The sequence below is a fragment of the Streptomyces sp. NPDC031418 genome (assembly GCF_055581605.1).
Genome location: NZ_JBVIJC010000001.1, coordinates 252,937 through 265,760, shown reverse-complemented (window position 1 = coordinate 265,760; position 12,824 = coordinate 252,937). Strand labels below are relative to the sequence as shown.

General features: G+C 72.2%; 10 protein-coding genes. 2 read left to right on the top strand and 8 right to left on the bottom strand.

Annotation, left to right across the window (positions count from 1 at the left end; genetic code table 11):
- Positions 1-149: 149 nt before the first annotated feature.
- Positions 150-2,471 carry a polysaccharide lyase 8 family protein gene (locus tag ACZ5CZ_RS01160; protein ID WP_468938114.1) on the bottom strand — a complete coding sequence of 774 codons (2,322 nt, stop codon included), beginning with the start codon at positions 2,469-2,471 and terminating at the stop codon, positions 150-152.
- 151 nt (positions 2,472-2,622) lie between these two features.
- Here ACZ5CZ_RS01160 and ACZ5CZ_RS01155 point away from each other — a divergent pair, with 151 nt between their 5' ends.
- Positions 2,623-3,243 (top strand): YceI family protein, encoded by a 621-nt coding sequence (locus ACZ5CZ_RS01155; protein ID WP_468938111.1) that lies wholly within the window; start codon positions 2,623-2,625, stop codon positions 3,241-3,243.
- Positions 3,244-3,284: 41 nt separating this feature from the next.
- Here ACZ5CZ_RS01155 and ACZ5CZ_RS01150 read toward each other — a convergent pair whose 3' ends face one another.
- Positions 3,285-4,643 carry a hypothetical protein gene (locus ACZ5CZ_RS01150; RefSeq protein WP_468938109.1) on the bottom strand — a complete coding sequence of 453 codons (1,359 nt, stop codon included), beginning with the start codon at positions 4,641-4,643 and terminating at the stop codon, positions 3,285-3,287.
- A gap of 66 nt (positions 4,644-4,709) precedes the next feature.
- On the opposite strand from ACZ5CZ_RS01150, the gene ACZ5CZ_RS01145 reads away from it, so the two are divergent.
- Positions 4,710-5,309, top strand: a complete 600-nt coding sequence (locus ACZ5CZ_RS01145) for a GOLPH3/VPS74 family protein (protein WP_385839775.1) — start codon at positions 4,710-4,712, stop codon at positions 5,307-5,309.
- Between the two features lie 55 nt (positions 5,310-5,364).
- On the opposite strand, the gene cimA is transcribed toward ACZ5CZ_RS01145, so the two are convergent.
- From cimA to ureA, 6 genes are all read right to left on the bottom strand, one after another.
- Positions 5,365-6,975: a citramalate synthase gene (gene cimA / locus ACZ5CZ_RS01140; RefSeq protein WP_385839776.1), complete on the bottom strand. Its 1,611-nt coding sequence runs from the start codon at positions 6,973-6,975 to the stop codon at positions 5,365-5,367.
- Positions 6,976-7,261: 286 nt separating this feature from the next.
- Positions 7,262-8,563: an MFS transporter gene (locus ACZ5CZ_RS01135; RefSeq protein ID WP_468938106.1), complete on the bottom strand. Its 1,302-nt coding sequence runs from the start codon at positions 8,561-8,563 to the stop codon at positions 7,262-7,264.
- A 65-nt stretch (positions 8,564-8,628) separates the two neighbouring features.
- Positions 8,629-9,234: a TetR/AcrR family transcriptional regulator gene (locus ACZ5CZ_RS01130; protein WP_385839778.1), complete on the bottom strand. Its 606-nt coding sequence runs from the start codon at positions 9,232-9,234 to the stop codon at positions 8,629-8,631.
- A 29-nt stretch (positions 9,235-9,263) separates the two neighbouring features.
- Positions 9,264-10,301 carry an agmatine deiminase family protein gene (locus tag ACZ5CZ_RS01125; RefSeq protein ID WP_468938102.1) on the bottom strand — a complete coding sequence of 346 codons (1,038 nt, stop codon included), beginning with the start codon at positions 10,299-10,301 and terminating at the stop codon, positions 9,264-9,266.
- Between the two features lie 17 nt (positions 10,302-10,318).
- Entirely contained in the window at positions 10,319-12,043 is a 1,725-nt protein-coding gene (locus ACZ5CZ_RS01120) for an urease subunit alpha (protein WP_468938100.1), read from the bottom strand.
- Entirely contained in the window at positions 12,040-12,738 is a 699-nt protein-coding gene (gene ureA / locus ACZ5CZ_RS01115; protein WP_385839781.1) for an urease subunit gamma, read from the bottom strand. Before ureA ends, ACZ5CZ_RS01120 begins: the two co-directional genes overlap by 4 nt.
- Positions 12,739-12,824: the final 86 nt, after the last annotated feature.

The following is a 12,824-nucleotide window of genomic DNA, read 5'->3' as shown; positions in this document are numbered from 1 at the left end:
GACCTTACGAAGGACACCAAGGAAAGCGAGCCGTCGACTCCGTACAGTCTCCGGCCCGTTTTCCTGGTACCAGTGAACAGAACCACGGCTGCGTGCAGCCGTTCCGACTGCTCAGAGGGCGCCTTCGTTGTGGGGAGGCGACAAAAGCGTCACCTGAGAGCCACCTCACATTCGAGGGAAGAACATGCCATCCCCGGGGTGACACGGAGCCTCAGACGGCCCTGTGCCGACAGCACCTGGACGCCCGGACCGGCCCGGAGCACCGAGCCGACCGCGGGCTCGTCCCAGGTGATCTCCAGCGGCTGCCCGGTGCGGGGCGGTTCGCTGACCCGGAGGGCGGCCGTACGGCCCCGGCGGACCAGGAGCACGCTCGCCCCCGCGGTGGCGCTGAGGTCTCCTACCGTACCGCCCTGCCAGAAGGTGACGGCGGTCAGGCCCGCGCCGGGCACGGCGACGGCCTGGCGGCCGGTGTCGTTGGCGAGGACGCGCAGCCAGTGCCGGTCGGCGGCCCGGGCGGCGGTCTCGGCGCGGGAGGCCCCGGGCAGCAGGACGTACGCGTAGCCGGCGCCCGCCGGGTCGGTGCCGTGGTCGAGCCACAGGGTCTGCCAGCGCCGGGTGCGCCGCTCGGTGCTGCTGCCGGTGTTGATGTCGGACCAGGCGCCGGTGCGGTCCTCGCGCAGGGTGTGCAGGGTGCCGCCGCGGGGCAGCAGCCAGCCGCCGTGACCCGCCAGATGGGCCCAGTCCCGCCCCTGGACGAAGGCCGGGTCCGCGCCCTCGCCCAGGTTGCGGTTGTCCACGACCGTCTCGACCGGGACGCCGTCGGCGCAGGAGATCCCGGCGCCGAGGCAGATCACGCAGTCGTCGAGGAAGAACCAGGACTTGTGGGCCTCCAGGGTGGAGCCGAGGCCCTTGAGGTGCTGGCCGACGGCCGCGTACCGCCCGTCCGTGGCGCCGCCCACCCAGCGCACGTCCGGCTTGGGGGCGCCCCACTCCCCGCCCGCCCGGTCGGCGAGCCGCCGGGTGGACACCGTGGTGCCGGGCAGCCGGTACCAGTCGACGGTGGGCCAGTACCAGTCGGTGTACTGGTCGCCGCGGCCGGCCGGCCACCAGGAGAGCATGCCGGCGCCGGTGTGCCAGCCGCGCGGGTTCTCGCCGTTGCCGCACTCGTAGTGGGCGATGCGGTCGCTGGCCATGGCGAGCGCGGCGGTGAAGCGGGGCCCGCGGTGGACGGCCCGGTCCATGGCGGGGAAGAGCCGATGGCCGAGGGGTTCGGGGGCGGGGCGTACGGGCGCCGCGGCGACGGCGTGCAGCCGGGCGAGGTCGGCGACCTGGAACTGAGGGGACGTCAGGACCGGTAGCACGGTGTCCCGTTCGATCCAGCCGCGCACCAGGGCGTGCCACCGTTGCCGTTCCTCCGGCGTCGCCGCGTCCGCGAGCAGGGCGACGGCGGCGATGAGGGCGTGTCCGTGGTAGTGGTCGCCGCGCATCAGGTCCGGGGGGTCGCCGCGCAGCCGACCGCGGCTGATGGCCCTGCCGTTGACGCAGTCCATCACCAGCCCGTCGTGCACGAGCGGGGCGTAGGAGTGCTCGACGCTGTCGAGGATGTGCTGCCGGGCGGGGTCGGTGACCTCCCAGGGGGAGCCGGCGAGCAGCGCGAAGAGCCGGCCGAGGCCGTCCAGCAGGACCTGGCCGTACGTCCCCGAGTAGGCCACCCAGGTGTGCTGCACGAAGGAGCCGTCGGCGTAGAGCCCGTCGCCGCGGGTGACAGGGGGGAAGACCGGCGAGAGGGCGTCCCGGGCGCGGGCGATCCGGTCGGCGGCGCGGCCGAGGACGCCGCGCAGGGCGACGGAACGGCACAGGTCGACGCGGTTGGCGCCGGTGGAGATGCCGGAGTAGTCGGCGAGCAGCGCGTCCGGGACGAAGTGGTCGACGGCCGCGCAGGCCGCCGCGATCCGCTCGGCGCCGAGGTGCTCGTACAGGGCGGCGGTGATGTCCATGAGGAGCCGCGGGCTGCCGATCCGCCACTCCCACCAGTTGCCGTAGGGGGTGGTGGCGGGGTGGTAGACGGTGGCGGAGAGGTGGTCGAGGCCGCGCAGTACGGCGGTGAGCAGGGCGGGGTCGCCGGTGGCGCCGGTGCCGGGCTGGACGTGGGCCTGGGCCATGGTCCACAGCCGGTCGTAGCTGAAGGTGATCCCGGCGGGCGGGTCGAAGGGGTGTCCCGGCCAGAGGGAGTCGGGGCCGGGCGCCATGGTGGCGCTGAACTCCTGGGCGTCCCGGCCCAGTTGGGCGAGGCGGGAGGCGTACGGCTCGGCGTCCGGGTCGTACCCGGTGCCGAGGGCGAGGTCGAGCCAGCGGCGGCGGAGGGTGTCGTAGGGGCCCTCTTCCGCAGCGCGGGCGGGGGCCGCGGGCAGGGTGGCGAGGGTCGTGGCGAGGAGGCCGGCGCGGAGGACGGTTCGGCGCGTTGAAGGCATGCCCTTGGCGTGTAGCAGAAAGAGACGCGGTATGACAGAGCGTGACCTCGGAGACACGGACCGGATGATGTTGAAAATTAAACTGAAGGAGGTTACGGTCGGAAGCAGCGAGGTTGTTGAACGCTAAACCTTCTATCCCGAGGAGCACGTCATGGGCATCTTCAGCCGCAAGAACACCACCGCCGAGACCACCCCCGCCGCCGCCCCCGCCCCGGCCGCCGTGAGCCCGGACCTGGCCGCGCTGACCGGCGACTACACCATCGACCCGGCGCACAGCACGATCGGGTTCGTGGCGCGGCACGCCATGGTCACCAACGTCAAGGGCGGCTTCCAGGACTTCACCGGCACCCTGCACCTGGACGGCTCGGACCCCAGCCGCTCCACGGCCTCGCTCGATGTGCAGATGGCCAGCATCGACACCGGCAACGCCGACCGTGACGGCCACCTGAAGTCGGCGGACTTCTTCCGGATCGACGAGTTCCCGGCCATGACCTTCCGCTCCACCAAGGCCGAGGCCCTGGGTGGCGACGAGTACCGCATCACGGGCGACCTCTCCCTGCTCGGCGTCACCAAGCCGCTCACCATCGACCTGGAGTTCAACGGCGCCGCCAAGGACCCGTTCGGCAACGAGCGCGTCGGCTTCACCGGCACGGCGGCCATCCTGCGCTCCGAGTGGGGCGTGACCTGGAACGCGGCGCTGGAGACCGGTGGCGTCCTGGTCTCCGACAAGATCAAGCTCACCTTCGACATCTCGGCGATCCGGAACGCGTGACCCCGGGGGCGCACGGCCGGAGGGAGCCGGCGCCCCGGCGGTCAGAAGCCGCCGCCGAAGTCCCCGCCGTCCCCTCCCCCGCCGTCGAAGCCGCCGCCGTCACCGAAGCCGCCCCCGAAGTCGCCGGGATCGAAGTCGGTGCCGGAGACATCGCCGCCCGTGTAGCCGCCGCCGGTGTCGCCGAAGTCGCCGTACCCGGTGCCGTAGTCGGCGGCGTACGACGGGGTGGCCATCATGCTGCCGAGCACGGTGCCGACGAGCAGGCCGGGCAGGATGCCGCCGCCGAAGTAGCCGCCGGCCCAGGGGCCGTAGGCCGGGCCCGCGTCCCAGTACGGGCGGCGGCCGTACTCGGTGTCGACCTCGCGGATCACCGGGTCCCGGCCGTCGGCCAGCCGGGTGGCGTCGGCCGCGCAGACCGGCACCTCGCGCAGGGCGCCGCCCGGCGGGGTCCAGGGGGCCTCGGTGACCGAGGGGCCGTGCCGCGGGTCGAAGAAACAGGGCGGACGGCGCTCGGGCAGCGGGCGGCCCTCGCGGCGGGCGGCCAGCTGGGCCAGGGAGAATCGGCCGTCCTCCAGCGCCTCGGTGACCGGGCGCACGTCCTCCGGCTTCTGCGCCTCGGCCATCCGCTGCTTCGCCGTCTCGTAGGCGTCCAGGGCACGCTCGTAGTCGCCGCGCATCGCGTCGTCGGCGCCCGGTTCCGCCGGGTGGAAGTCCAGCCGGTCCAGTTCCTCGCCGAACGCGGTGATGTCCTCGTCCACCACCACCCGCAGGCGGTCGAGGGCGGCCCGCTGCTCCTCGGCCCGGCGCCGCCGGCTCCGGCGGACCAGCGCGTACGCCCCCGCACCACCGGCCACCAGCACGGCACCCGCCACGATCAGGGCCGTACCGGACGTTCCGCCGCCGGAACCCCCGCCCCAGCTCCGCGGCGCATGGCCGCCCATGTTTGCCAGCGCGCGGTTCGTGAAGTCGGTGAGCTGGGCCTTGGCGCTCTCGCCCTGGACGCTGCTCACCAGGTTCTGCCGGGCCGTCGCCGACATGACGGAGGAGTCGGCGCGGGCGTCGAAACGGTCGCCGAGGCGGATGCCGTACAGGCCGGTGATGCCGGTGGCGGCGCGCAGGTCGCGGAAGAGGCCCGCCGTGCGGTAGCCGGCCGGGAGCACCGCGATGAACAGGGGCTTGTCCGCTTTCTTGATGCGGGCCGCGAGGGCATCGGCATCGGCGGCGGACAGTTGCCCGGCGGCCGCCGGGTCGACGTAGACCGGGCTCTTTCGCAGGGCCTGGGCGATGGTGGAGACGCTGGTGTCGGCGCTCGCCCGGGGCGCGGACGTGGTCACCGCCAGCAAGGCGAGTACGGCCAGCAGCAGGGCCGGGAACAGTCGGGTCCGCGGGACGGCCTTCATCCTTCGAAATTACCTGAACGCCGTCAAACTGGTCACGTAAGGCACCCCTCTCCCCTGGAGCCCGGTATGAGTACCGCGCAGGATCTGTTCATGGTCGGCCTGGACGTGCCCGGTGACCACCCCGTCGAACAGGGGGATCTGTCGCTGGCGCTCGCCGGGGCGGAGCTGGTCGATCTGCTCGGGGTGCGCGCCGCCGCCCTGGACGGCGACCGGATCGTGCCCGGCCCGACGCTGACCACGGGCGACCGGCTGCTGGACGAGGCGGGCGCGCTGCTGGTGCGGCAGGAGCCGTACGAGACGGTCGAGGACTGGTTGTGGCGGCGTGGGCAGGGGCTGGCCACGGCCTATCGGGACGTGCTGGACTCCGCGGGGCAGCTCGGCGGGAAACCGCGCCGGTGGCTGCCCGGGCGCGGGAGCGACACGCCGGCCGACACTCCCGCGCGACGGCAGGCGGCCGACCGCTGGTGGGCCCGTGAGCCGGTGCTCGCCGGGCTGGCCGCGACGCTGGGCATCGAGGACGGGCCGGACGACGAGGAGGAGTTCGGGGACGCGGCCGTCGTCACCGTGCTGGCGGCGGTGGGCGACGCGGTGACCGAGCTGGCGGCGGTGCGGGAGCGGCGGCGGATCGAGAACGTGGCGTTCGACAACATCTGGCGGGCGCCGTAGCCCGGTGCGGGGCGAGCGCCCGCCGCGTCACTCCGGTTGCTCCGGATACCCCCGGTTACTCCGCCGGTTCCACTCCCGCCCGCAGCAGGCCGTAGGTGTAGGCGTCCTCCAGGGCCTGCCAGGAGGCGGCGATGACGTTCTCCGCCACGCCGACCGTGGACCACTCGCCGGAGCCGTCCGAGGTGGAGATCAGCACCCGGGTCGTGGACTGGGTGCCGTGCTTGCCCTCCAGGATGCGGACCTTGTAGTCGACCAGGTCCAGCTTGGCGAGCTGCGGGTAGATCTTCTCCAGGGCCACCCGCAGGGCGCGGTCCAGCGCGTTGACCGGGCCGTTGCCCTCGGCCGTGGCGACGATCCGCTCGCTCTTGGCCCACAGCTTGACCGTGGCCTCGTTGGCGTGGCTGCCGTCGGGGCGGTCCTCGACGATGGCCCGCCAGGACTCGACGTCGAAGTACTTCAGGGGGCGGCCCTGCACCTCGCCGCGCAGCAGCAGCTCGAAGCTCGCGTCGGCCGCCTCGTAGGTGTAGCCCTTCAGTTCGCGTTCCTTGACGCGCTCGACGACCCGGCCGACCAGTTCCCGGTCGTCGCCCAGGTCGACGCCCAGCTCCTTGCCCTTCAGCTCGACCGAGGCGCGGCCGGCCATGTCGGAGACCAGCATCCGCATGGTGTTGCCGACCTGTTCGGGGTCGATGTGCTGGTAGAGGTCCGGGTCGACCTTGATGGCGGAGGCGTGCAGTCCGGCCTTGTGGGCGAAGGCCGAGACACCCACGTAGGGCTGGTGCGTCGAGGGGGTCAGGTTCACGACCTCGGCGATGGCGTGGGAGATGCGGGTCATCTCGCGCAGCCGGCCCTCGGGCAGCACCTTCTTGCCGTACTTCAGCTCCAGCGCCGCGACCACCGGGAACAGGTTGGCGTTGCCGACGCGCTCGCCGTAACCGTTGGCCGTGCACTGGACGTGGGTCGCGCCCGCGTCCACGGCGGCCAGGGTGTTGGCGACCGCGCAGCCGGTGTCGTCCTGGGCGTGGATGCCGAGCCGGGCGCCGGTGTCGGCGAGGACGGTGGAGACGACCGCGTGGACCTGGGCGGGGAGCATGCCGCCGTTGGTGTCGCAGAGGATGACGACGTCGGCGCCCGCCTCCGCCGCCGTACGGACGACGGCCTTGGCGTACTCGGCGTTGGCGCGGTAGCCGTCGAAGAAGTGCTCGCAGTCGACGAAGACCCGGCGGCCCTGGCCCTTGAGGTACGACACGGTGTCGCGGACCATCTCCAGGTTCTCGTCCAGGGTGGTGCGCAGGGCCAGCTCCACATGCCGGTCGTGCGACTTGGCGACCAGGGTGATCACCGGGGCGCCCGACTCCAGGAGCGCCTTGACCTGCGGATCGTCGGCGGCCCGGGCGCCGGCCCGGCGGGTGGCGCCGAAGGCGACCAGCTGGGCGTGCTTGAAGCCGATCTCCGCCTGGGCACGGGCGAAGAACTCGGTGTCGCGGGGGTTGGCGCCGGGCCAGCCGCCCTCGATGAAGCCGACGCCGAAGTCGTCCAGGTGCCGGGCGATGGCGAGCTTGTCCGCGACGGTGAGGTTGATGCCCTCGCGCTGCGCTCCGTCGCGCAGCGTGGTGTCGAAGACGTGGAACGAGTCGTCGAGCTCGCTGGTTGCCGTCTCGGTCATGGTCTCAAGGCTCCAAGTTGTGGATCTTCGGTCTTACCGGAATGACCGGCTCCACCGTCCCCCCAATGGTCCCTCGCGCTCCGCTCCCGGCTGAAGGTGGGCCGGAAAACGAAAAAACCCCTCGCGGGTGCGAGAGGTCTGCGCGCGGGTCGAGGACGACGGTGGCCACCCGCACCTGGTCGTACGAGGTGGTCACTGCGGACCGGCGCGCCTGCTGCCAATAATCATGGCGAACGAGAGCACGGGGGCAGTCTGGCACAGCCCCGCCCCCGGCTCACCGCCCGTCTCAGGATGCGGTCGTCACTCTGGAATCCGTTCGGTCGCCCGTACGGGCCAGGTCCAGGTCCTTGGTCTCGCGCATGCTGACGTACACCACGAGGGACACGGCGGCGCAGCCGGCCACGTACCAGGAGAAGCCGGACTCGGCGCCGGCGTTCTTGAACCACAGGGCGATGTATTCGGCGGTGCCGCCGAAGAGGGCGTTGGCGATGGCGTACGGCAGGGCCACCCCGAGGGCGCGGATGCCGGTCGGGAACAGCTCGGCCTTCACACAGGCGTTGATCGAGGTGTAGCCGGTGACCACCACCAGGGCGAGCAGGGCGAGACCGAGGGCGGGCCAGAAGCTGCCCGCGTGCTTGAGCAGCGCCATGAGCGGCACGGTGAGGAAGGTCGAGCCGATGGCGAAGGTGATGAGCAGCGGGCGGCGGCCGATCCGGTCGGACAGGGCGCCCGCGAGCGGCTGGAGGCAGGCGAAGACGATCAGGGCGGTGAAGGAGACGAGGGTCGCCGTCCGCTTGGGCAGCCCGGCGGAGTTGGAGAGGTACTTCGTCAGATAGGTGGTGTACGTGTAGTAGGCCACCGTGCCGCCCATGGTGAGGGCGATCACCAGGAACGCCTCCCGCTTGTGCCGCCACAGGGCGCGCAGGGTGCCGCGCTCCGGGGAGTGGGCGGCGTCCTCCTCGTAGACCTCGGTCTCCAGCATGCTGCGGCGCAGAAAGAAGATGACGGCAGCGCCGAGCGCGCCGACGACGAACGGGATGCGCCAGCCGTAGCTGTGCAGCGCGCTGTCGGACATGGTGCGCTGGAGGACGATCTGGAGGCCGAGGCCGATGATCTGGCCCGCGGTCATGGAGACGTACTGGAAGCTGGAGGCGAAGCCGCGCCGGCGCGGGTCGGAGGCCTCGGTGAGGTAGGTGGCGCTGGCCGCGTACTCGCCGCCCACCGAGAGTCCTTGCAGCAGGCGGGCGACGAGCAGCACGAGGGCGCCGCCGTACCCGGCGACCGCGTAGGTCGGCGCGACGGCGATGAGGACCGCCGACGCCGACATGAGCGTCACGGTGAGGGTGAGCGCGGCCTTGCGGCCCTTGCGGTCGCCGACCCGGCCGAGCAGCCAGCCGCCCACGGGCCGCATGAAGAAGCCGACGGCGAAGATGCCGGCGGTGTTCATCAGCTGGGCGGTGGGGTTGCCGCTCGGGAAGAAGGCGCCGGCGAAGTAGGTGGCGAAGCTGGCGTACACGAACCAGTCGAACCACTCGACCATGTTGCCGGCCGACCCGACCCAGATCCTCTTCCAGTGGTGTCTTTCCATGCGCCGTTACCTGCCCGGCAGTTGAGTGAACGATTCCTCACTCCCGCCACCGGCGTCCGCCGCGGTTATGCCGTCAGCAGCGCGTCCCCGATGAACTCACGGACGTGGTCCAGCACCTGCGCCCGGTCGGTGCCGCGCAGTCCGATGGCGACATGGATGGAGAAGCCGTCGAGCAGGGCGCGCAGCCGCGCCGCGAAGCGGTCCGCGTCCACCCGGCGGAACTCCCCGCGCGAGATCCCCTCGGCGATCAGGGCGACCAGGTCGCGGTGCCAGGCGCCCTCGATGGCGGCCTGCCGTTCGCGCGCGCCGTCGTCGGCGTTCTGCGAGCGGTTCCAGACCTCCAGCCACAGCGTCCAGTGCGGATCGCGGTGGCCGTCGGGGACGTACAGGTCGACATAGGCGGACAGCCGCTCGCGGACGGTTCCCGGCCGGGTGAGCAGCCGGCCGCGCTCGGCGCCCAGCCGGCCCTCGCTCCACTCCAGGGTCTGGAGCAGCAGCTCGTCCTTGGAGTGGAAGTAGTACAGCAGATGGCCGCTGCTCATCCCGACCTCGCGGCCGAGCGCCGCCATGGTGAGCTTCTCCAGACCGCGTTCGGCGATCATGTCCATGGCGGCGGCGAGCACCTCCTCGCGCGGCGGCGCGTTCTTCCGCGTCCGGGCCGCACCGGCCATCCCTGTCTCCTACATGATCGAGAGCACGCTCATACCTTGGGCTGCTGCTGGGTGATGCAGTGGATGCCGCCCCCACCCGAAAAGATCGTACGCGCGTCCACCAGGGTGACCGTCCGCTCGGGGAAGAGCCGGCGGAAGATCCCGGCGGCGATCTCGTCGCGCGGGTCGTCGAAGCCGCACAGCACCACGCCGCCGTTGCAGAGGTAGTGGTTGATGTAGGAGTAGTCGGCCCAGTGGCCGTCGGCCTCCAGGGCGGTCGGGGCGGGCACCTCCACGACCTCCAGCCGCCGGCCGCGCGCGTCGGTCGCCGACTTCAGGATGCCGATGACCTCCTTGGTGACCTCGAAGTCGGGGTGGGCCGGGTCCGGCTGGGAGTGCGCCACCACGACGCCGGGCCGGGCGAAGGCGGCCACGATGTCCACATGGCCCAGCGTGCCGAAGCCGTAGGGCGGGTAGTCGCCGGTCAGGCCGCGCGGCAGCCAGATCGCCTTCTCGGTGCCGAGCTGGGCGTGGATCTCGGCCTCGACCTGCTCCTTCGTCCAGTGCGGGTTGCGCTCGGGGCCGAGCTGGACCGTCTCGGTCAGCAGCACCGTGCCCTCGCCGTCGACATGGATCGCGCCGCCCTCGTTGACCAGCTGCGAGGCGTACGTCTTCGCGCCCGCCAGGTCGGAGACATACGCGGCGATCTTGGCGTCGTGCTCCCAGCGGGCCCAGTCCTGGGCGCCCCAGCCGTTGAACGTCCAGTCCACGGCGGCCAGTTCACCCTTGCCGTTGGTGAGGAAGGTCGGGCCGATGTCCCGCATCCACGCGTCGTCCAGGTCGCGCTCGACGGTGTCGACACCCGGGCCGAGCAGCGCCTGGGCGTCCGCCGACTGGCCGGGGCCGCAGACGACCGTGACCGGCTCGAAGCGGCGGATCGCGCGGGCCACCGAGGCCCAGGCGGCGCGCGAGGCGGCGAGGTCCTCGGGGTCGTCGAAGGTGGGGTTCGGGCCGGGCCACGCCATCCAGGTGCGCTCGTGCGGGGTCCACTCGGCGGGCATACGGAAGCCGTCGGCGGCAGCAGACATGGTGTTCCTTAGGAAGGTCAGAGGAAGTAGAGGCGGTTGAGGGAGACCGAGTCGGCGGGCGCCGAGCGCAGCGGGTCGCCGTCGAGGGTGACCAGGCCGGTGTCCCGGTCGACGTCGACCGCTCCGGTACGGGAGTTCAGCCGCAGGTCGGCGGGGCCGATGCCCCGGGTGCCGCGCACGGCGACCCGGCGCCGGCGGGTGGGCATCCGGTCGCCGCCCTGGTCCACGGCCGCCTGGGCGACGAAGGCCACGGAGATGTCGGCGGCGGTGGCGCCGTACGAGCCGAACTGGGGCCCGAGGACGAGGGGTTCGCAGGTGTCGGTGGCCGCGTTGGGGTCGCCGACGACCCCGTACGCGGGGAAGCCGGATTTCAGCACCAGCTGCGGCTTGGCGCCGAAGTACTCCGGGCGCCACAGCACGATGTCGGCGAGCTTGCCCACCTCGATCGAGCCGACCTCGTGGGAGAGGCCGTGGGCGATGGCCGGGTTGATGGTGAGCTTGGCCATGTAGCGCAGGACGCGGGCGTTGTCGTCCGCCTCGCCGTCGCCCTCCAGGGGCCCCAGCTCGGTCTTCATCTTGCCGGCCATGGCGAAGGTGCGGCGGACCGTCTCACCGGCCCGGCCCATGCCCTGCGCGTCGGAGGAGGTGATGCCGATCGCCCCCAGGTCGTGCAACACGTCCTCGGCGCCCATGGTGCCGGCCCGGATGCGGTCGCGGGCCATGGCCGCGTCGCCGGGCAGGTCGGTCTTCAGGTCGTGGACGGAGACGATCATGCCGTAGTGCTCGGCGACCGCGTCCCGGCCGAAGGGCAGGGTGGGGTTGGTGGAGGACCCGATGACGTTCGGGACGCCGGCCATCTTCAGCACGTTGGGCACGTGTCCGCCGCCGCAGCCCTCGATGTGGAAGGCGTGGATGGTCCGGCCCTCCAGCACCTTCAGGGTGTCCTCGACGGAGAGGCACTCGTTCAGGCCGTCGCTGTGCAGGGCGACCTGGACGTCGTGCTCCTCGGCGACCCGCAGCGCCGTGTCCAGCGCCCGGGTGTGGGCGCCCATGTCCTCGTGCACCTTGAAGCCGGAGGCGCCGCCCTCGGCCAGCGCCTCGACGAGCGGGGCGCTGTGCGAGGACGAACCCCGGCCCAGGAAGCCGATGTTGACCGGCCAGGCGTCGAAGGCGTTGAAGGCGTGGCGCAGCGCCCAGGGGGAGTTGACGCCGACGCCCCAGACCGGGCCGAACTCCTGCCCGATGATCGTGGTCACGCCGGAGGCGAGGGAGGCCTCCATGATGCGCGGCGACAGCAGATGGACATGGGTGTCGACCGCGCCGGCGGTGGCGATGAGCCCCTCGCCGGAGACGATCGAGGTGCCGGTGCCGACGACGACGTCGACGCCGTCGAGGGTGTCCGGGTTGCCGGCCCGCCCGATGGCGCAGATACGGCCTTCCCGGATGCCGATGGAGACCTTCCGGATGCCCTGGGCCGCGTCGATCACGACGACGTTGCTGATCACCACGTCACAGGTGTCGCGGACGGCGGCGGCCTTGAGGTGCAGCCCGTCCCGGGCGGTCTTGCCGAACCCGGCCAGGAACTCGTCGCCGTAGCGCTGGGAGTCGGACTCGACGCGGACGGTGAGCCCGGAGTCGCCGAGCCGGATCCGGTCACCGGCGCGCGGGCCGTGGGTGGCCGCGTAGGCGTGCGGGTCGACATGGATCGACCGGCTCACCTCTCGTCCCTTCGAGCGGCTCATCGCTGCTCACCTCCGTCCGTCGTCGCGCCCAGGTATCCGCAGGCGGCGGCCCTGCGCAGGGCTTCTTCACGGGCTCCGGGCGCGTCCAGCGGCCCGTCGACCAGTCCGGCGAAGCCGATGGCGATCCGCTCGCCGCCGATCGGCACCAGCCCGACCTGCTCGCTCTCGCCGGGCCCGAAGCGGACCGAGGACCCGGCGGGTACCGCGAGCCGCATGCCGTAGGCGAGCCGACGCTCGAAGTCGAGGCGCGGGTTGGCCTCGAAGAAGTGGAAGTGGGAGGTGACGGAGACCGGCACGGTCGCCGTGTTGGTGACGGTGAGCCGGAGGACCGGTTCCGGGTCGGCGTGCTCCGGCCCGGGCAGCAGGGCGCCCGGCGCCTGCGCGCCGAGGCCGCCGCCGATCGGGTCGGAGACCACCGCGAGCCGGGAGCCGTCGTCGAAGACCGCCTCGACCATCACCTCGGTGACGACGTCGGCCACGCCCGGGAGCACGTCCTCGGGGCCGAGCACCGAGCGGGCCGCCTCGATGGCCTCGGCGAGCCTGCTGCCGTCCCGGGCGGCCTCGCAGACGGTGTCCGCGATCAGCGCGGTCGCCTCCGGGACATTGAGCCTGAGGCCGCGCGCGCGGCGGGCCCGGGCCAGCTCGGCGGCTCCGAAGAGCAGCAGCCGGTCACGTTCCGTGGGGGTCAGTCTCACGACGCGACACCTCCTTGCCTTCCACGTTCCACACTTTAGAACATCACTCTAAACACAGAATTCGTGAAACTGAAGCATTGACTCTT